General features: G+C 50.4%; 18 protein-coding genes. 11 read left to right on the top strand and 7 right to left on the bottom strand.

All coding sequences use genetic code 11. The features are described from left to right. Positions 1–127 precede the first annotated feature (127 nt). The 3 genes from FYJ73_RS05885 to FYJ73_RS05875 all read left to right on the top strand — a co-directional run bounded on the left by FYJ73_RS05885 (position 128) and on the right by FYJ73_RS05875 (position 1121). Positions 128–346: a YtxH domain-containing protein gene (locus FYJ73_RS05885; protein ID WP_154533779.1), complete on the top strand. Its 219-nt coding sequence runs from the start codon at positions 128–130 to the stop codon at positions 344–346. Positions 347–509: 163 nt separating this feature from the next. After that, positions 510–860, top strand: coding sequence for a phage holin family protein (locus tag FYJ73_RS05880; protein WP_154533778.1), 351 nt, complete (start codon positions 510–512; stop codon positions 858–860). 3 nt (positions 861–863) lie between these two features. Continuing rightward, positions 864–1121, top strand: a complete 258-nt coding sequence (locus FYJ73_RS05875) for a hypothetical protein (protein ID WP_154533777.1) — start codon at positions 864–866, stop codon at positions 1119–1121. Positions 1122–1682: 561 nt separating this feature from the next. On the opposite strand, the gene FYJ73_RS05870 is transcribed toward FYJ73_RS05875, so the two are convergent. The 3 genes from FYJ73_RS05870 to FYJ73_RS05860 are packed head-to-tail and all read right to left on the bottom strand — an operon-like array spanning position 1683 to position 4429. Then, entirely contained in the window at positions 1683–2444 is a 762-nt protein-coding gene (locus tag FYJ73_RS05870) for an MBL fold metallo-hydrolase (protein ID WP_206081709.1), read from the bottom strand. Positions 2445–2475: 31 nt separating this feature from the next. Then, complete coding sequence (murB, locus tag FYJ73_RS05865; RefSeq protein ID WP_154533776.1) at positions 2476–3522, bottom strand: UDP-N-acetylmuramate dehydrogenase; 1047 nt, start codon at positions 3520–3522, stop codon at positions 2476–2478. Positions 3523–3574: 52 nt separating this feature from the next. After that, complete coding sequence (locus FYJ73_RS05860; RefSeq protein WP_206081706.1) at positions 3575–4429, bottom strand: DUF4348 domain-containing protein; 855 nt, start codon at positions 4427–4429, stop codon at positions 3575–3577. Positions 4430–4537: 108 nt separating this feature from the next. Here FYJ73_RS05860 and pheS point away from each other — a divergent pair, with 108 nt between their 5' ends. The 3 genes from pheS (at position 4538) to FYJ73_RS05845 (ending at position 9580) form a co-directional block, all read left to right on the top strand. Continuing rightward, complete coding sequence (gene pheS, locus FYJ73_RS05855) at positions 4538–5575, top strand: phenylalanine--tRNA ligase subunit alpha (protein WP_154533805.1); 1038 nt, start codon at positions 4538–4540, stop codon at positions 5573–5575. 112 nt (positions 5576–5687) lie between these two features. Then, positions 5688–7538: a MutS-related protein gene (locus FYJ73_RS05850; RefSeq protein ID WP_154533774.1), complete on the top strand. Its 1851-nt coding sequence runs from the start codon at positions 5688–5690 to the stop codon at positions 7536–7538. A 620-nt stretch (positions 7539–8158) separates the two neighbouring features. Beyond that, a complete protein-coding gene (locus tag FYJ73_RS05845; protein WP_154533773.1) occupies positions 8159–9580 on the top strand; it encodes a substrate-binding domain-containing protein in 1422 nt (473 codons plus the stop codon). Positions 9581–9703: 123 nt separating this feature from the next. Here the strand turns inward: FYJ73_RS05845 and FYJ73_RS05840 are convergent, their stop codons facing one another. Genes FYJ73_RS05840 through rfbA form a run of 3 tightly spaced genes read right to left on the bottom strand, consistent with a single transcriptional unit; the run spans position 9704 to position 13681 of the window. Further along, positions 9704–10135, bottom strand: coding sequence for a BT0820 family HAD-type phosphatase (locus FYJ73_RS05840; RefSeq protein ID WP_154533772.1), 432 nt, complete (start codon positions 10133–10135; stop codon positions 9704–9706). A 9-nt stretch (positions 10136–10144) separates the two neighbouring features. Continuing rightward, complete coding sequence (locus FYJ73_RS05835; RefSeq protein ID WP_154533771.1) at positions 10145–12745, bottom strand: GumC family protein; 2601 nt, start codon at positions 12743–12745, stop codon at positions 10145–10147. A gap of 42 nt (positions 12746–12787) precedes the next feature. After that, positions 12788–13681 carry a glucose-1-phosphate thymidylyltransferase RfbA gene (gene rfbA, locus FYJ73_RS05830; RefSeq protein WP_154533770.1) on the bottom strand — a complete coding sequence of 298 codons (894 nt, stop codon included), beginning with the start codon at positions 13679–13681 and terminating at the stop codon, positions 12788–12790. Positions 13682–13914: 233 nt separating this feature from the next. On the opposite strand from rfbA, the gene FYJ73_RS05825 reads away from it, so the two are divergent. The 5 genes from FYJ73_RS05825 (at position 13915) to FYJ73_RS05805 (ending at position 17520) form a co-directional block, all read left to right on the top strand. Next, a complete protein-coding gene (locus tag FYJ73_RS05825; protein WP_154533769.1) occupies positions 13915–14547 on the top strand; it encodes a hypothetical protein in 633 nt (210 codons plus the stop codon). 93 nt (positions 14548–14640) lie between these two features. Further along, positions 14641–14958 carry a hypothetical protein gene (locus tag FYJ73_RS05820; protein ID WP_154533768.1) on the top strand — a complete coding sequence of 106 codons (318 nt, stop codon included), beginning with the start codon at positions 14641–14643 and terminating at the stop codon, positions 14956–14958. Further along, on the top strand, positions 14942–15268 hold the full coding sequence (gene zapA, locus FYJ73_RS05815) for a cell division protein ZapA (RefSeq protein WP_154533767.1): 327 nt from the start codon (positions 14942–14944) through the stop codon (positions 15266–15268). Before FYJ73_RS05820 ends, zapA begins: the two co-directional genes overlap by 17 nt. Before the next feature lie 39 nt (positions 15269–15307). Beyond that, positions 15308–16843 carry a ribonuclease Y gene (gene rny, locus FYJ73_RS05810; RefSeq protein WP_154533766.1) on the top strand — a complete coding sequence of 512 codons (1536 nt, stop codon included), beginning with the start codon at positions 15308–15310 and terminating at the stop codon, positions 16841–16843. An 86-nt stretch (positions 16844–16929) separates the two neighbouring features. Then, positions 16930–17520, top strand: a complete 591-nt coding sequence (locus tag FYJ73_RS05805; RefSeq protein ID WP_154533765.1) for a helix-turn-helix transcriptional regulator — start codon at positions 16930–16932, stop codon at positions 17518–17520. A gap of 81 nt (positions 17521–17601) precedes the next feature. On the opposite strand, the gene cls is transcribed toward FYJ73_RS05805, so the two are convergent. Further along, a complete protein-coding gene (gene cls, locus FYJ73_RS05800; protein ID WP_154533764.1) occupies positions 17602–18864 on the bottom strand; it encodes a cardiolipin synthase in 1263 nt (420 codons plus the stop codon). Between the last annotated feature and the right edge of the window lie 89 nt (positions 18865–18953).

The raw sequence follows: 18953 nt of genomic DNA, 5'->3' as shown, positions 1-18953 counted from the left end.
CATAAAGTTTGTTAAATCAGTGAATCAGAGAGTATTTAACAAAAAATATATCCACAAAGCATGTCATTACGGAAAAAAAATCATATATTTGCAATAGATAAATTCAAAACCACAAAACACTAAGTTTATGAAGACATTAGGTTATATCTCAGCTTTCTTGGGCGGTGCCATCGCCGGTGCTGCCTTGGGGTTACTGCTCGCTCCGGAAAAGGGTGCCGACACCCGCACGAAGATCTCCGACGCTGTTGATGATTTCTGCAAGAAACACGACATCAAGCTTGCTCGCAAAGATGCTGACGATCTGGTAGACGACATCAAAGACGCCGTAGACAGCACAAACGCATAGGCTGCAAGGTCGCTTCAAACCACAGACAGCCCATGCACAATGGACGAACACTATTATAATAAGGAGTAAATTGAAAATTCCGTTTCTAACCCGGCGAGGCCAGCGCAAGCAAGACAATGCGTCGCACGAGCCTCGCCAAGGTTTCTTTCATCAAGACTTCCACATGTTTTCCAACGATCAAAACATAGAGACCATCGCCCAACTGGTAGAGAGTGTGAAGCACTATGCCAGTCTGCAGGGGGAGAATGTGAAGCTGGAAGTAGTTGAGAAGACCGTCAGGGTGCTCACCGTGGTGGCGATGACCGCCATTCTGTCCTTGATACTGATGCTGATTCTCATCTACCTCAGTTTCGCGGCAGCCTTTGCGCTTACCCCGCTCGTAGGCTCAGTAGGTGCCTTTCTCATCATTGCGGGCATCTATTTGGTGATACTCTTGCTCTTCCTTATTTTCAGAAAGAGATGGATTGAGCGCCCGCTGGTCCATTTCCTCGCGTCCATCTTATTAAGCAATTAAATCATGAACAACCATAACACAGACTTTACCACTTACCGCAGCCTGGAAGAGATCGCCATGCGCAGAAGCATCCTCAAAGAGCAGATCGACCAGGACCGCAAGAAGATCCAGCAACAATGGCAGACACTGTTCCGCAAGCCCGAGGGTTTCAAGAGAGATGCCACGCCTTCAAAGCGCATTGGCAGCCTCGTCAACACGGGTGCCGGACTCCTCGACGCTTTCCTCTTGGGCTGGAAGCTCTACCGCAAATTCAAAAAGTAGACGGCAAAGGAGTAACTGTGCCAAATACTGTTCAGAATACTAAAATGCAAGCCCAATCTTGTTAATAAAGGTTATTATATTATCATTTACAGGTGGAAAAGGAACAAAATTCAAGGAACATTCGTAACTTTGCATCGTGTTTTTCATAGTATTAGATTTAAGGTTAACAAGGTTGGAGTACAGCGGTACTCCTTTTTTTTTGCCCGTAAGTCAAGTACGTAATGGCACAGTGAGACCGTAGGGGCGGGGGGCATCCACACCCTAACCCCGGCATAGTAATATTTCTTTCTACACCTCTATCTCTTGTTTTCGTCATTGGGGCACCCAAATTCCAAGACTGGTGACGATACCGACCCAATTATATGTTTTGCGGGGTTAGGGCGGGGATAAACCCCGCCCCTACGGTGAATGGCATTCATATCGTTTTAGTGGTATGACCCTGTTAATGACACGGTGAATGGCATTCATATCGTCTTAGTGGTATGCCCCTGTTAATGACACGGTGAGACCGTAGGGGCGGGGTTCATCCCCGCCCTAACCCTAGCATAGTAATATTTCTTCCTACACCTCTATCTTCATACCATCGTACGGAAACAAGCAGCCTTCCGGCAATCTTGCGTTGGCCTGATCATAGAGTCCCACGTCGTGGGTGACATGAATGATATAGGTACGGCGCGCGCTTAACTTCTGTCCCATGGCGACCGCGTCGGGAATGAGCTGGTGGCTGTGGTGGGGTTTTTCCCATCTGAGACCGTTGACGACGAGCGTGTCCACACCCTCTAAAAGGGCCAGCTGACCGTCGTCGATGTCCTTCATGTCTGTGATATAGGCCAGCGGACCAAAGCGATAGCCCAACACTGGCAACTTGTCGTGCATCACTTCGATAGGCAACACGTCGATGTCGCCCACCCGCAAAGGTTCGTCCTTGCGAAGCGTATGAAGCTCTATCTTCGGCACACCAGGATAGAGATGCTCCGCGAAACAATAGGGAAAATTGTGTCTGACGGCCTTCACACAGGGCTCATTGCCATACATGGGGATGTCGCCCAAAAGGCAAAAGGGACGCAGATCGTCCAAACCGCCCACATGATCGTAGTGGGCATGGGTAAGCAGCACGGCGTCGATCTTGCGAAATGGCTGTGGCATCAGCTGCTGCCGGATGTCAGGACCGCAGTCGATCAGGATGCGCGTGGACGCTGTCTCCAACAATGCTGCCGTACGCAAGCGGTGGTCGCGCGGGTCCTTACTGTCGCAAACCGCACAATGACATCCTATCACCGGCACGCCGTTGGATGTACCGGTACCCAAAAAGGTCAACTGCATCTTTGCCATATATCCTTTACCCCGCTCTCTCCTATCGAATGTTTACTTCCGGTTTCAGCTCCAAGCCGAATTTCTCTCTGACGTCAGCCTGAATGGCATGCATCAGCGCAACGACATCCTTGCCCGTAGCACCGCCTAAGTTGACAAGCACCAGTGCCTGCTTTTCATACACGCCGGCACGTCCGAGTTGCTTGCCTTTCCAACCACACTGGTCGATAAGCCAGCCCGCCGGTATCTTATAGTGTTTTTCGCTGCCCTGCTGCTCGTCGGGCGCGTCGAAGTAGCGGAGGTCGGGGTGCTCAGCTTTCAAGCGTTCAAAGGTGGCTACGTCGACAATGGGATTCATGAAGAAACTGCCGCCATTGCCCAGCACGACGGGATCGGGAAGTTTGGCCTGACGGATGCGGATGATGGCATCGCGGAGCTGTTGTGCCGTCAGCGTGTCGACAGCGATATGATCCTCTTCCAATACACGACGGATATTGCCGTAGTCCAGCCGAGGGCTGAACACGGAAGAGAGCCGATAGACAACCCATGTGATCAGATATTTGTCGCGCCACTCATGCTTGAAGCGGCTCTGGCGATAGGCATACTCACAGTCTTCGGCGGGAATCGTCACCTGTCGGCCGGTGGCGATCTCCACGGCTTCCACACTCGTCAGCGTGTCCTTGGCCTCAGCACCGTAGGCACCAATGTTCTGCACGGCGGAAGCACCGCACTGTCCGGGGATGAGACTGAGGTTCTCCAGTCCGTACATCTGATGCGCCACAGCATAGGCCACCACAGCGTCGAACGTGCATCCAGCCCAACAGCGCAGTAGCGTATTGCCTTTACCATCAGCCTCAGCATGCACCTCGAAGCGCTGCTCCGGACTGACCACAATCCCTTGGAAGTCATGGGTGAGCAGCAGATTGCTGCCACCGCCCAAGATCAGCAAAGGGCGATCAGCATGCTCGCGGATATAGGCTGACGCCGCCACGGCATCAGCCGTAGAGGTGAACTCAAGATACTCATCGCACTGCTGATCCATCCCAAACGTGTTGTGATGGAGCAAAGAATAGTGTTGCTGTATTTTCATTGCCGTCGTCTCGTTTCTATCTATAATAAAGTACTACTCCTCGTCGCAGGCTTTAGCAGCTGAACTTGACGAGTTTCCATCGCTTGCCAAACCGGCGGAAGACATATACCACCTCATTGCTGTTGGCAATACCACGGATCATAAACACCTTGTAGTTGGTCTCCTTGTAGGTCTGACCATATATAATGTTGTAGATCGTGCCACTGGGCAGGATGCCGGGCTTGAAGTCAGGCCACTGCTGCGGCATGATGATGCCCGTCATCGTCGCCTGATCGTTGGAGGGATCCGGGCCGGAGAACTTCACTTCGTCGGCCATGCTCCGCATCTGGAAGGCAGAGTCTACGGCAAAGTGCTGGTAGAACTTCAGGAAGCTGGCGTTGTCGTTCTGATACATCGGCTTATAATTGACCGACGTGAGCATCCACTTGCCTTGTATGCGGTTGAAGAGAAACTGCTGCACGGTCTTGAGATGGAAGAAGATTTTCTCCACCACCACGTGGTCGACCGTCGTGTCCTTGGCGAGTCTCACCTGTTTCTCATTGTCCAAAATCAGCGTATAATAGTCTTGGTGCATGAAGAAATGCTCCATGCGCCAATGTCCCTTCTCTATCTTTTTCTCCAGTTTGCCATTGCGATACACGGGCAGGGGGAAGACAATGCGCTTGAGTTGCAACTTGCGGTTGGCCGCAAAGTTAAAAACAAAGTCGTCGAACAACTCATCAGCTGTCTTCGGCATCGGTGTCTGCGATATAAGATTCTCCGTAGAATCCTCACCCGCCGTGTCCGTGGCAGCACTGTCAGACTGTATAGAGTCCGTCGGTTCTGGCTTTTTGTTGGTGCAGCCGTAGGGCACAGACAACGACAAGAGGAAAGCAAGTAAAACAACTGATAAAAATACTCTTCTCATAAAATGATTCATAAGCTTTGGCAAAATTACATATTATTTTTTATATAAGATGTATTTTTCCAATAAAATTAGTACCTTTGCAGGCAGAAAGATAAAAAATTACAGATGATGATACTAGACAAGATAGATCAACTTCTCAAAGAAGTATCTCAGCTCTCTGCCAAGAACGCAGACGACATCGAGCAACTCCGGCTCAAGTACTTGAGCAAGAAAGGCGAGATCAATGCTGTCATGGCTGACTTCCGCAATGTCGCCGCAGACCAGAAAAAGGCTGTAGGCATCAAGATCAACGAATTGAAAAAAGCCGCTCAGGATAAGATCAACTCCCTGCGCGAGCAGGTCGCCTCTGCTGACACCGGCGACAACCACGAGGATTTGACACGTACGCCCTATCCCATCGCTTTGGGCACCCGTCACCCGCTGACCATTGTCAAGAATCAGATCATCGACATCTTCCAGCGCATGGGCTTCACACTCTACCACGGTCCCGAGATCGACGACGACAAGCACGTGTTCACCATGCTGAACTTTGCCGCTGACCATCCCGCACGCGACATGCAGGATACTTTCTTCATCTCGCAGGACAAGAGCGACGTGACCAAGAACGTGTTGCTGCGCTCTCACACCTCCGGCGATGAGGCACACTATATGGAAACCCACGAGCCACCGATCCGCGTGCTCTGCCCAGGACGTGTCTACCGCAACGAGGCCATCTCAGCACGCGCCCATTGCTTCTTCCATCAGGTCGAAGGACTCTATGTCGACAAGGGCGTGAGCTTCACAGACCTCAAGCAGGTGCTGCTGACCTTCGCCCGAGAGATGTTCGGTCCCGACACGAAGATCCGGCTGCGCCCGTCGTATTTCCCCTTCACCGAACCGAGTGCTGAGATGGATATCTCCTGCAACATCTGCGGCGGCAAAGGCTGCAACTTCTGCAAACACACGGGATGGGTGGAGATCCTCGGCTGCGGCATGGTAGACCCGCACGACCTCGCTGCCTGCGGCATCGACCCCGATGTCTACACCGGCTATGCTTTCGGCATGGGCGTGGAGCGCATCACCAACCTGAAATACTGTGTCAACGACCTGCGTCTCTTCTCCGAGAACGACAAGCGCTTCCTCGAGGAGTTCCAAAGCGCATTCTAAGCTTCATCCGATACATATCATATATCAGGCACACCCGAAAGGACGGCTTCGCAAAGAACCCCTTCCCGGTGTGCCTTTTCTTTTATCTCACCTCTAACCCGTTTCCCTCATCATGACCCACCGTCTCCAAGATTTAGAGCAGCGCACCGCTCGCTTGCAACAACAGCTCGCCCATCTCAGACACAAGAGCCAATGGTTCACCGTAGCACAGATCGGCATGTTTCTCGCTGCCCTCGGCATGGTGGCATGCGCCGTTACCTACCAGCCCAAGTCTCTGTACGCTCTCTCGGCTGCCGTGCTCTTTGCCGGCTATCTGCTGCTCCGCCGCACCGACGGCCGCAACAGCCGCAACATCGAGCGACAGCAAAGGCTGATAGCCGCCTACCAGCGCGAGATCAGTTACTTCCATGGCGACTATAGTTGCTTCGACGAGGGCAAGGACTATATCGATGCCTCCCACCCCTTCTCCTTCGATCTGGATCTCTTTGGCAAGGACTCGCTCTTCCAGCGTGTCTGCCGCACCGTCACCGTCGGTGGTCGTAACCTGCTCGCACAGTGGCTGACAAAAGAGACGGCAGACGGAAACCGCAAAGACTTCATCGATGGCCTTGGGCAGAGGCGAAAAGCCGTGGAGGAACTTGCCCGCCACGACGACTTCCTCATGAACGTCAAAGCCTCGGGACAACGCAGCGACAAAGCCATGGAACGACTGCTGCGTACCGACTGGCTCGCTGACGCACTCACGGCGGCACACGCCCTGAAGCTGCCTAAACGCTGTTCTCCAAAGTGGTTGAAAGGGACGAGAGCCGTCTTGCTTGCCGGCTTCTATCTGTCGGTCGTCGCTGCGCTGACCGGTTTTGTGCCTGTCATCCTGCCCATCGCTTGGGGCACCCTGCACCTGCTCTTTGCCACCATCTTTCCGGGCAATAGCGTACGACGCATCATGACGACTTTGCAAAACATCCACACGCTGTCGGAAGGGCTTGACCGCATCATCCGCCTCACCCTCGCCGAAGAGTTTCACGAAGAGGTGAACAAAACGTTGCAGGCTTCCTTGCGACAACAGGCTGCAAGCCTCGCTGAGATGGAACAGATACTCCAGGACATCGACAACAGAAACAACGAGGCGGGCATCCTGCTCTTCAATGTATTCGCACTGATCGACTTGAGCATTGTCCGTCGCTTCAAGTTGTGGCAGCAGAGCAGTGCTGACTTCGAAACGCTCATTCGGTCGGTGAGCGTGCTCGACGCACTGGTTTCCCTCGCCTCCTACCGACAGAACGAACCGGCAACAACGTGGCCTACGTTCGTCGACACGCCGTCGATGGTCTTTGAAGGCAAGGCTCTGCGCCATCCCTTCCTGGGCTTGCAGGCGGTCGCCAACGATGCCATGCTCCAAGACCGCAACTTCTATATCATCACGGGAGCCAACATGGCAGGAAAGAGTACCTATCTCAGGACGGTGGGCATCAGCTGGGTCATGGCCATGGCGGGCCTGCCGGTCTATGCCGACCGTCTGACGCTCTCGCCTTGCCGACTGTTCACGGGCATGAGAACGAGCGACGACCTGACCCACGGCATCTCTTACTTCAATGCGGAACTGCTCCGGCTCAAACAACTCATCGGTGTGCTCGACGACACGCCCACGCTGGTCATCCTCGACGAGATACTCCGGGGCACCAACTCTAAGGACAAACTCCACGGCTCACAAATCTTCCTGGAATATCTCTCGCGCCACAATGTGACTGCCATCATCGCCACACACGACCTCGAACTCTCGCAGATGGCAGAGGACCATGGTGAACGCTTCCATAACTACTGCTTCGAGATCTCCATCGGCGAGCAAATCACCTACGACTACCGCATCACGTCCGGCATCGCCAAAAACCAAAACGCCACCTACCTGCTCAAGAAGATGATCACTGCAGAAACGACAACAATGGAAAAGAAAACCAAAGAGTAATATCAAAGTTTCTGACAAAACACCATCTCTGCGAACTTTGCATCTAGAATAAACATCGACAAAGAACAAACGGAAAAATGGCGTTTTCCGTAGAAAACAGAAAGACTGAACTGAGAAAACAGTGAGATGACTTGATGAAAACAGTTGTTTGACCTCATCAAACAACTGAGATGACAAGGTCAAACAACTGAGATGATAAGTAGAAAACAATGCTTTGACGAGAAATTCACTCTATTTTTCCCTCTCAAAGTACCGCTTTTTATTTATCTAAAAAACATCATGTCTATAACATGCTATATATCAGAAAGATATAAAAATGCGTCCAAAAATCGAGAATTTCGGCCCCAAGGAGGACTCGTTGACAAAAATCGCAGCCACGACAAAGGAAAATTGTCAGTTTATCCGACAAACATGTGGCACAGGAGTGGAATGATTACCGTCGTTTCTGCCTTTCGACCTGCATCCGTCGAACAGTTTCTTTTATCTATTATTATTATAATTAATCTTAAACCAAAAACCATTTTAGGCGAGTATCACTTATTTTTGCAAGTATGAACGATGTTTTATTTTCAGTATAGAAAATATAACCAACCGAGTAATTATTCAACCCTGAAGTAGAAATGAATACAAAAGCACTTTTAAAACTATTACCACTATTACTGCTGTCGGTCTTGCTTACAAGTTGCAATCGACAACCCAAGTATGTCATAGGTGCCTCGCTGGCAGGAGCAGGCGACTGGACTGCCAAACTGTATGATGAGATCAAGACAGCTTGCTACCAGTACCCCAACGCCGTCCTTGACTTCCACATTGCACACGAGAACAGCAAATTGCAGGAAGAGCAAGTAGACTCGATGATCAAAGCTCACGTCAATCTGATCATCATCTCGCCCTCTTTCTTCCGTAATGAATCAAATATGTTGCAAAGGGCCAAGGCTGCCAACATTCCTGTCATCGTCGTGGACAGACAGATCGATTCGCCGTACTATACTGCATTTATCGGACGCGATGATGAGCAGTTAGGACGAATGATGGGCAACTACATAGGACAGACACGGAAAGGAGAGACCACCAACATACTGGAAATAGCAGGCAGCCCGACCTCTTCCCCATCCATAGACCGTGGTCGTGGCTTACGTGAGGCTATCGCCAAGTATCCTAACCTGCACATCGTGGCTACCATAGGAGGAACGTGGAACCCTGACTCGATCACCGCAAGAGGTAAGGAATTTCTCAGGACACACCCCAACCTGAAGTTTGACTATGTTGCCGGACAAAGCGACAACTGCGCTATGAGCATGCGAAAAGCTATCGAACAGACAGGCGGTCACAAAGGCGTGAGATACATCGGCATTGACGGACTGCCAGGACCGAAAGGCGGACTACAGATGGTGAAAGAGGGCAAGATGGAGGCTACAGTCATCAATCCTACGCGCGGTTTCCAAGTAGTGGACCTTGCGAAGAACATTTTGGAAGGCAAACCATATAAACGCATCAACATACTGAACACCGCCGTAGTAGATAAAAGCAACATAGACGTGGTGATGACGCAAAATGAAATGGTACATGATCAGAAGGAACAACTAGACCGCCAAAACAACCTGCTCATACATTTTTTTGAGCGATTTAAACACCAACAAATCGATATAGCGCTCAACATTGTCATCCTGATACTTCTCATCGTCAGCTTCATCTTCTTCTACCGTATAACGGTACTCAGCAAGCAGATGATCGTCAAGGAAGTCACACTGAGACTGGAGCACTACATGGAAATGCAGATGATGCAAAGCCGTCAGAACTTATCAAATAAGGAGGTCTATAACTCTGCCGAATCACACTTCATGAATGTGTTGATTGCTACGATCATGAACAACATCAAAGATCCTCACCTCGATGCCGTGACGATCGCCACAAGCATGGGCATCAGTACAGAACAACTGAACTCCACGATCAAGCGCGTCTCCAATGCCTCGCTTAAGCAAATCATCAAGATCACACAAAAGTTTGTAGACGAGAGAAGAGTGAAAGTAGACCTGCCTTGATCCGGTCACTACAAGGTTTGCGACACGGCTCTGACCGTAATACTGATAAACATAAAACAAGCGGCGTGCATTTCCTTGAAAAGGAATGCACGCCGCCTACTTATTTATAATATATACGAGGAATCAGAACTGCCACCAATGGCGCTTGCGGGGAATATCCTCGTAAGATACCTGTCCCATGCTCTCGCGGATGACCTGTGCGTAGGTCTTGTGCTCTGAGATCATGCGATAGATCTGCCCCCAGTCAGGCAATCCACCAACGTTGCGGTCGTCGATGAAATAGTCTGCCTTGATCTTGCGGGAAAAATGGTTGTTCTTTTCTCGCTCCTCCTCCGGATAATCCCGGTTGACAGCCCAAAAGTCCACACCACGTTCGTGGCACCAGTCCACAGCGTCCTGCAAAAGTTTGCCTTCCCGCACACTCCACAGGATCAGCCTGTGATGGTCCTTTATCAGCATTCGCAACGTCTCTGTCGCGAATGGGCGCTCCTCGCCTATCTCCGGATAACGGTGCTCTACTATCGTACCGTCGAAATCAACTGCTATTGTTGCCATTGTATATCTTTACTGCTTGATGGAATCGTCCTTTTCGTTGCTGTAGTGGCTGTCCTTGTAGTTACCATAACTACCGTAGTTGCCATAATTGCCGTAGCTGCCGTAGCTGCCATAATGCCCGTAATGGCCATAACTGCCATAGCTGCCATAACTGCCGTATGCCGAGGAGCGCAGATTACGTGCATAGCGCCCATACTTGCCATACTTGCCGTAGCCGTAATAGTAGCCATTCTTCTTCTTCGACATGTCGATACCGTTGACAACGATGCTCATCTTCGGCATCTTCTTGCTGAAGGCCAGTCCGTTGATCATCTCGAAGTTCTCCTTCGGAGTATAGTCGGCACGGCAGACATAGACCGTGGTATCGCATACCTTGGCAATCTGCAAAGTATCGGTAACCAATCCCACAGGAGCCGTATCGACGATGATATAGTCGAAGTGCTGGCGCAGGAGGTCGAAGGTGATGCCAAGACTCTTGCGTGTCACCAGCTCGGCCGGGTTTGGAGGCGTGGGACCAGCCATCAGCAGGGTCAGGTTCTTGTTCACGCCAGAGGGCAAGAGCTGCTTCTCCACATCATCCCATGTCGGCGACTCCTTGACAAGCAGATTGGTGATACCATGCACGAAATCATCGATCTCGAAAAGATTGGCCAGACGAGGCTTACGGATGTCAAGTCCCACGAGCAGCACACGCTTGCCAAGCAGGGCAAACGACATGGCCAGGTTGGAAGCCACGAAAGTCTTGCCCTCGCCAGAGGTGGAAGAGGTGAACATGATGACCTTCTCGTCTTTCTCCAGCATGAACTGTATATTGGTACGCATGGAGCGGAAGATCTCCTCCATCTGGTTGTTCTTATTCTCGTGCACCACGATCTCACCCTTGGTCTTGGCCGTCTCCGACGACACGGCGATATCGGCAATGATGGGCAACGTGGTAAGCTTGGCCACATCTTCGTGTCCTTCGATCTTGTAGCGGAAGAACTCAAGCAGGAAGAGAATGAGTGACGGGATGGCAAGGGCAAGCATCAATGCCACCAGCAAGATGATGGAACTCTTGGGACTCACTTTCTTTCCAAGAGACGGACCGTCGATGAGCTTACCCTTGTCAGCAGTTGCCGCAAGAGAGATAGAGTTTTCCTCACGCTTTTGCAACAGCATCAGGTAGAGTCCAGACTTCACTTCCTGCTGTCTGCCGATCTGTGTGAGCATACGCTCCTGCTCGGGAGTCTCACCAACCTGTCCCTGATATTTGCCATATTCCACGGCAAGCGCATTGCGCTGGATCTCCAGGTTCTTGCGAGCCTGAACGAGGGCACGACGAATGGCACGCTCCATCTCAGAGATCTGGGACGTCAGGGGAATCACCGACGGGGAGTTCTCACTGGCACTCTGCAACAACAGGCTGCGTTTCTGCAACAGCTCGTTATAGTTGCTGATAAGCGCTGTAGAGGCCTGGTCGTCCAGTCCCACATTGGAAGGCAAGGGCTGGAAGTGATTCTTAGGGTTGTTCATATAGATCTGCATCTCAGAGATCAGCGCCACCTGCGTGTTGGCCTCACTGAGCTTCTGCTGATATTCTGTAGCGTTGGTATAAGCCCCGGTAGCGTTGGTTTTCAACTCTACGACATTGTTGCGGCGCTTATAGCTTTCCAACTGCCCCTCGGTATTGCCCAGTTCAGCATTGATTTTCTCAAGTCGGCCATTGATAAACTGCTCCGTGCGGCGGGCTATCTCGTTCTTGTCGACATTGGCCTGCTGATTGTAGCAAACTGAGAGCCGCTGCACATAGTCCAGCGCACGCTGTGGGTCCTCATCGTTGAGGGTCAGCTGGGCAATTGTAGTGGTCTTGCTGGTCTGTGTGGCGCTCAGTTCCTCTACATACTTATTAGCAGCCATCTGGGGAGAATAGATAAAGACCTTGATGCTCTCACCATCTTTCATGACGGCATATGGACTCTGAGTCAGCTGGATGGCGCCTACACGTGTATAGATCGTCGAAGGGATGGACTGCACGGTACGCTCGAACTTAAACGGTCCCTTTGATGCCAACTTATCAACCGGGACATAACATGTACCCGAAATCTTATAGCTATTGTCCTCACGTGTGATCTTCAGTTGGACAGGCATATTGAGCTTATTTAAATGTGCCTCATCCATATCTACGTTGATCGGCTGCTGTCTGTAAAGCAACTCGTCTTTTACCTTGCCTACAAAATAGTAGTCGACATAAATCTTCATGTCCTTCACCACTTGCAGGGCAAGCGAGTGGGAAGTAAGGATTTCCATCTCGTTATCAAAACCATTTGAGTTGGAAATCAAACCCAGCGTAGCCGAATTGAGCATGGCGTTCTTGTTGGCTGAATTGGGCGAGTTTTGGTCGTTGTCCTTGATCAGAAGCTTGGCCGATACTTGATAAATCGGAGTGGCATAGCGCAAATATACGGCAGCCAAACCAAGACAGATGACAATAGAAAGTACAAACCACTTCCAGTTAAGCACTACAGCCGTGAAGATCGTGGCGAAGTTGATCGCATTCCCTGCCCCCTCGGGCTGCGGCATCTGCTGTTGCTGGTTCTCGAGTTCTGTTTCTGTGTTTAAGTTCTGTTCCATGAAATGATGGTTAATGTATATCGTTGAGTTGAGCTTTTTTTATTATCTGTTTTCGGACACTTTCTCACCTGCCAGCTGCAAGAGGAATTTGCCATAATCGTTTTTAACCATTGGCTGTGCCTCCACCACGAGTTGCTCACGTGTGATCCACCCTTGCCGATAGGCGATCTCCTCCAGGCAAGCCACCTTCAGACCTTGGCGCTTCTCGATGCACTCGATAAAGGTGCTGGCCTCTGAGAGACTGTCGTGAGTACCCGTGTCGAGCCAGGCGAAGCCACGCGGCAACGCCTGCACACGCAAACGCTTCTGACTGAGATAGTCCTGATTGACAGAAGTGATCTCCAACTCGCCACGCTTACTGGGCTTCACTGCCTTGGCGATGCTTACCACATCGTTGGGATAGAAATAAAGACCTACCACGGCATAGTTGCTCTTGGGATGCAGAGGCTTCTCCTCCAAGCTCAGGCAGTTGCCTTCCTTGTCGAGCTCAGCCACACCATAGCGCTCCGGGTCGTTGACATAGTAGCCAAACACCGTGGCCTTGTTGTGCTGCTCGGCCTGCTCTCTACTGTGGCGCAACAGTCCGCTAAAGCCTGCGCCATAGAAGATATTGTCGCCTAAGACCAGGCAGACGCTGTCATCTCCAATGAAATCTTCGCCGATGAGGAACGCTTGCGCAAGTCCGTCGGGATGGGGCTGCTCTGCATAGGTAATGTGCACGCCAAAATCTGAGCCATCACCAAGTAGGCGTTTGAAACCCGGCAAGTCATACGGTGTGGAAATAACAAGAATGTCACGAATCCCGGCCAACATTAACACCGACAATGGATAATATATCATCGGCTTGTCAAAGACGGGAAGAAGTTGCTTACTAATACCTTTAGTAATAGGATACAAGCGTGTGCCTGAGCCACCAGCTAATACAATACCCTTCATTATTTGGCCTTAAAATAAATTAGAGCCAAAGCTGTCAACAGTGAAATAGCAGATTACGCATTCGCTGCCAGACTTGTGCTATGGCTTATATTGTTGTTGTCGCATTATCACTGCAAAGTTACGAAATATTATCGAAACTTAGAGAGATTCATAGACTTTTATTTTGTCTTCTCGCTATATTATTGTATTTTTGCAGATGATTTACGACACTCTCTAAAGTAATTTCAATAAATATGGAAATATTCTCCAAACTTTTTGGAAGGAAGGAACAAGAAAGCAAGACGGGCGGCATGGAAGATTATATGACGCTCGTGCGTGTATATTTTCAAGCAGCCTTAGCCGCTCAACTGGGTATCAGCAACCTGGCTATGTTGCCCGATCTCAGACTCTTTAAGTCGACACTGCACGTGCCCACACAGAACAATAAACTTGGTGTGGGCGAAAAGGGGCATTGCCGCAAGATGATGATGGAGATCTATCACACCGACGAGCAGTTCTTCAAGGAAATCGACCAGAGTATCCGCCGCAACTGCAAGAAATTGCAGGATGTGCAGGTATACCTGATTCAGTTCCAGAGCTTCTCACAGGAACTGATGATGCTCATGGGCAACCTGATGAAGTTTAAGTTGCGTGTGCCTTCTATCTTCAAGAAGACCATCTACGCCATGACGGAAAAGACCGTCAGCGACATCTTCATGAAGAACGACTATAAGGATCCGAGCGTGATCAAAGCTGTGCTGAACGTGCGCAAGCTCAATGCCCGCTTGAACTTCTCTCAGAAGTGGGTGACCGATTTCACCTATCAGGTGATGATGCTGGCCAAGAAGGAGCCGCGCCCCAAGGATGAGGATGTGAAGAAGAAATAAATATGAGGGAAAGACAAGCCTTCTGAGAAAAATGTTTCAGAAAGCTTGCTATTCTCGCTGAAAATCTATAATTTTGCAGAAAGAACTATAGTCATGGATGCCAATGAGAAGATAATCAACACATTTGTGACACGTGTCAGACAGCTGATGCTCCAATACGAGGAGCTAAAAAAGGAAAATGCGCGTCTGCTCACGGTGATCGATGACAGAGATGCTTCCATCAGCGTGTTGCAAGAACAGTTGAAGAAGGCGGAAAGTGACTATCAGACGTTGAAAACCGCTCGTATGCTGCAAGTGAGCGATATGGACATGAGTCGCGCGAAAAAGTCTCTGTCCGCGCTCATCCGTGATGTCAACAAATGCATCACCATGCTGAGTAGCGAAAGTTCCGACAATGACAGAAGAAACTGAAAAGATCACCATAAGGCTTCATATCTACGATACAGATATCAGTGTGACCGTGCCTCGGAAAGACGAGGCACTGTATCGGCGTGACGCTGAGTTGATCAATGAGCGCCTGAATGCGTATTACGGCCAGTTCAAACGATTCAAGAGCGATAAGGAAATCCATTATTTCGCCATGATAGACATTGGACTGCGGCTGCAAGAGTTGCTTCAGCGCAATGACACCAAGCCATATAATGATTTGCTCAAACAGCTTACTTCGGAAATTGAGGACGTCCTCGGATGCGGGAAGGAAAACGTTCAGGAGAGTAAATGATTATATGTCTAATCAACTAACAATATACAATTAATATTCATGATAGGTATCATCATTACTGCCGTCGTTGCCCTGGCACTGGGCGCGTTGGCCGGATTTTATTACTTCCGCCATATTGCGAAAGGTAAATATAACGAGATCTTGGAGACTGCGCAGAAAGACGCGGACGTGATTAAAGAGAAAAAACTTCTTGAGGTCAAGGAGAAATTCCTGAATAAGAAAAGTGAGTTGGAAAAGGAGGTGCAGTTGCGCAACCAGAAGATCCAGCAAAACGAGAACCGACTGAAACAGCGTGAGATTTCGCTCAACCAGCGTCAGGAGGAACTCCAGCGCCGCAAGCAAGAGGTGGAACAAGGCCAGGTGCGCATCGACAACGAGAAAAAGATCATCACACAGCGTCAGGCTGAGCTTGAGAAGATGCAGGATCAGGAGCGCGCCAAACTGGAGGAGCTCTCCGGCCTCTCTGCCGAGGAAGCCAAGAAGCGCCTTGTGGAGAGTATGAAGGACAAAGCCAAGATGGACGCAGCCGGTTATGTCAATGAAATCATGGACCAGGCTAAGCTCGATGCCAACATGAAGGCAAAGAAGATCGTCATCCAGACAATACAACGTGTAGCCACCGAGACGGCCATCGAAAACTCCGTGAGTGTCTTCCATATCGACAACGACGAGGTCAAGGGGCGCATCATCGGTCGTGAAGGTCGCAACATCCGTGCCCTTGAAGCAGCCACCGGCGTGGAGATCGTCGTCGACGACACCCCCGAGAGCATTGTCATTTCTGCTTTTGATCCTATCCGCCGTGAGGTCTGCCGTCTGGCACTTCATCAGCTCGTCGCCGACGGACGTATCCATCCCGCACGTATCGAGGAGGTCGTAGCTAAGGTCAAGAAGCAACTCGACAACGAAATCATTGAGACCGGTAAGCGTACGGTGATCGACTTGGGTATCCACGGACTCCATCCAGAACTGGTGCGTATCATCGGTAAGATGAAGTACCGCTCTTCCTATGGGCAGAATCTGTTGCAGCACGCCCGTGAGACGGCTAACCTCTGTTCCGTCATGGCTGCTGAGCTCGGCCTGAATCCTAAGAAGGCAAAACGTGCCGGTCTGCTTCATGACATCGGCAAGGTGCCCGACGAGGAGAGCGAGTTGCCGCATGCACTCTTAGGTGCCAAGATGGCTGAGAAATACAAGGAGAAGCCCGATATCGTGAATGCCATCGCCGCTCACCACGACGAGGTGGAGATGCAGACCCTGCTGGCACCTATCGTGCAGGTGTGCGATGCCATCTCCGGTGCACGTCCGGGTGCACGCCGCGAGATCGTCGAGGCTTATATCAAGCGCCTCAACGACTTGGAGGCCATTGCCATGAGCTATCCGGGCGTGACAAAGACCTACGCCATCCAAGCCGGACGTGAACTGCGCGTCATCGTCGGTGCCGACAAGATGAGCGACGAGGACAGCACGAAACTCAGCAACGAGATCGCTGAGAAGATCCAGAACGAGATGACATATCCCGGTCAGGTGAAGATCACCGTGATTCGTGAGACGCGTAGTGTCGCCTATGCCAAGTAATCATCAACAATAGGACATACAAGCCTGCTATTGGCTTCTGAGTATACTCTGGAGTCACTGGCAGGCCTTTTTTTATTTCTTCAGTCATGGAACATCCAAAGGTAGCTGTTATCAATGAGGACACGCTTGCCCTGATAGGCATGAAGACCCTGCTCGAGCAGGTCATGCCAATCATGGAGACGCATACGTTCAACACATTAGAGGAACTGTTGCAAAGTGGTGAGGAACATTTTGTGCACTTCTTTGTCTCACAGACTGTGCTGCTCAACAACCGAGATTTTTTTCTGGAAAGAAGGCATCAGACCATAGCTTTCACGTCTTCCGATGATCCGGCTGCACAGCCGTCAGACTTTCATTGCATTTGCAGCCATCAACCCGAAAAACTTTTGGTCAGACAGCTGCTGGCACTGGAGCAGCGCGCTCATGGGTGTGGTCAGCACTTGCCGACACAGTCCCCGTCTACGACAGAAAAGAAATTGTCGAAGCGGGAAATAGATGTGCTCAGACTCATCGTCAAGGGATATATTAATAAGGAGATAGCCGATAAACTCAACATCGGGTTGACAACCGTCATCACGCACCGCAAAAACATTGTCGCCAAGCTTGGCCGACGCAGTGTGTCGGCCTTGACGATCTATGCCGTCATGCACGGCTACGTCGATGTGAACAGCATCTAAAAAAGGTAAAGAAGGAAAAGGGTAAAAAGTAAAAAAGTAAGGGAATAGCGGAAGGGAGACCGTGGAGTGGAGAAAAAAAGACTATAGGAACTTTGTCAGCAGGTGAGCGAACCATCCGCGGAACTTCTGCCAGGGTGTACGCCACGCGTCCCATGTTTCTTCCGTCAGCCGGAAGGAGTCTTTCTTTTCCGAGTTGAACAGTTGTATCAACTCATCCGTTGTGCATGGGTCGATGATGACGGCATTCTCTTCGTAGTCCCATGCCAGACTTCTGGCATTGAGGTTGGCAGACCCCACCGTACAAAATCGGCCGTCGACCATGATGATCTTGGTGTGGTGAAAGCCGGGCTTATACATCCACACCGTACATCCATGCTTCATCAGTTGGTGTGCATTGTAGAACCCACAGTCAGGCGTCAATGGAATGTCACTTCTCACGCTGAGCATGATCTCCACCTTCACGCCACGTTTGGCAGCGTTTTTCAGTGCCTTTTTTATTTTGTGGTTCAGCGTGAAATAAGGGTTGATGATCATGATGCTGTCCCGTGCGTCGTTGATGGCGTGGGTGTAGAACTCCCGTATAATTTTGTTTGATGTGTGTGGCTCTCGGTTGATGATGCCAACCATCTTGTCGCCTGCCGTGTCACAGGTGTCGCGCTTGAGTCCATGGAAGTAGCTCACATCGCCCAGTCCGCGATAGTATTGTGGTCCGTGGATGTTTTGTCCTGTCACCTTGTTCCATGTGCGCAGGAAGATTGTCTGGAGTGTGTTGACCTCCGTGCCTTCGATGCGGCAGTGCATGTCGTGCCAGGATCCCACTTCCTTTGTACCTTTGATGTAGTAGTCCGCCACGTTCATACCGCCGGTGTATGCGATTTTCCCGTCGATGACCACAATTTTTCTGTGATCGCGCGACCAGACATGGTTGACCCAAGGAAAGCGTATCGGGTCAAACTCGTAGATTTCGATGCCTTCCTCGCGTAGCTTTTTGATGTGCTTGCGGCGCAGAGGACGGTTGTTGCTGTCGTTGCCAAATCCGTCGAACATCGCTCTGACCTTTACACCCTGTGCTGCTTTCTCGGCAAGCAGGTCAAAGAGGCAGCGGGCGATAGAGTCATTCCGAAAGTTGAAATATTCCAGATGTACGGAAGAGCGAGCCTGCTTGATGGCCTTAAACAAATCGTCGAATTTCTCCTGTCCGGTCATCAGCAGCGTCACGCTGTTGTCGTGGGAGAAGGAAACACCATCTTCTCTCAATTGGTTGACCAGCATCGAGTCACTGCGCTGACACTGTTGTTGGGTTTTATCGTTATGTGCATGACAAGGCGTTATGCCTGCAGTCATGAGGCATACTAATACCTTAAAGGGAAATACGTTCAAAGTGATTTTATTGACTAATACTGAAATTCTTATTGTGAACACTGATTCTCTTC

Source organism: Hallella mizrahii, assembly GCF_009695775.1.
Classification (GTDB): domain Bacteria; phylum Bacteroidota; class Bacteroidia; order Bacteroidales; family Bacteroidaceae; genus Prevotella; species Prevotella mizrahii.
This window is presented reverse-complemented; position numbering and strand designations above follow the sequence as displayed.

Coding starts and splice junctions, on each gene's coding strand:
- FYJ73_RS05885 (WP_154533779.1), top strand. CDS start 128: ATGAAGACATTAGGTTATATCTCAGCTTTCTTGGGCGGTGCCATCGCC.
- FYJ73_RS05880 (WP_154533778.1), top strand. CDS start 510: ATGTTTTCCAACGATCAAAACATAGAGACCATCGCCCAACTGGTAGAG.
- FYJ73_RS05875 (WP_154533777.1), top strand. CDS start 864: ATGAACAACCATAACACAGACTTTACCACTTACCGCAGCCTGGAAGAG.
- FYJ73_RS05870 (WP_206081709.1), bottom strand. CDS start 2,444: ATGCAGTTGACCTTTTTGGGTACCGGTACATCCAACGGCGTGCCGGTG.
- murB (WP_154533776.1), bottom strand. CDS start 3,522: ATGAAAATACAGCAACACTATTCTTTGCTCCATCACAACACGTTTGGG.
- FYJ73_RS05860 (WP_206081706.1), bottom strand. CDS start 4,429: ATGAGAAGAGTATTTTTATCAGTTGTTTTACTTGCTTTCCTCTTGTCG.
- pheS (WP_154533805.1), top strand. CDS start 4,538: ATGATACTAGACAAGATAGATCAACTTCTCAAAGAAGTATCTCAGCTC.
- FYJ73_RS05850 (WP_154533774.1), top strand. CDS start 5,688: ATGACCCACCGTCTCCAAGATTTAGAGCAGCGCACCGCTCGCTTGCAA.
- FYJ73_RS05845 (WP_154533773.1), top strand. CDS start 8,159: ATGAATACAAAAGCACTTTTAAAACTATTACCACTATTACTGCTGTCG.
- FYJ73_RS05840 (WP_154533772.1), bottom strand. CDS start 10,135: ATGGCAACAATAGCAGTTGATTTCGACGGTACGATAGTAGAGCACCGT.
- FYJ73_RS05835 (WP_154533771.1), bottom strand. CDS start 12,745: ATGGAACAGAACTTAAACACAGAAACAGAACTCGAGAACCAGCAACAG.
- rfbA (WP_154533770.1), bottom strand. CDS start 13,681: ATGAAGGGTATTGTATTAGCTGGTGGCTCAGGCACACGCTTGTATCCT.
- FYJ73_RS05825 (WP_154533769.1), top strand. CDS start 13,915: ATGGAAATATTCTCCAAACTTTTTGGAAGGAAGGAACAAGAAAGCAAG.
- FYJ73_RS05820 (WP_154533768.1), top strand. CDS start 14,641: ATGGATGCCAATGAGAAGATAATCAACACATTTGTGACACGTGTCAGA.
- zapA (WP_154533767.1), top strand. CDS start 14,942: ATGACAGAAGAAACTGAAAAGATCACCATAAGGCTTCATATCTACGAT.
- rny (WP_154533766.1), top strand. CDS start 15,308: ATGATAGGTATCATCATTACTGCCGTCGTTGCCCTGGCACTGGGCGCG.
- FYJ73_RS05805 (WP_154533765.1), top strand. CDS start 16,930: ATGGAACATCCAAAGGTAGCTGTTATCAATGAGGACACGCTTGCCCTG.
- cls (WP_154533764.1), bottom strand. CDS start 18,864: ATGACTGCAGGCATAACGCCTTGTCATGCACATAACGATAAAACCCAA.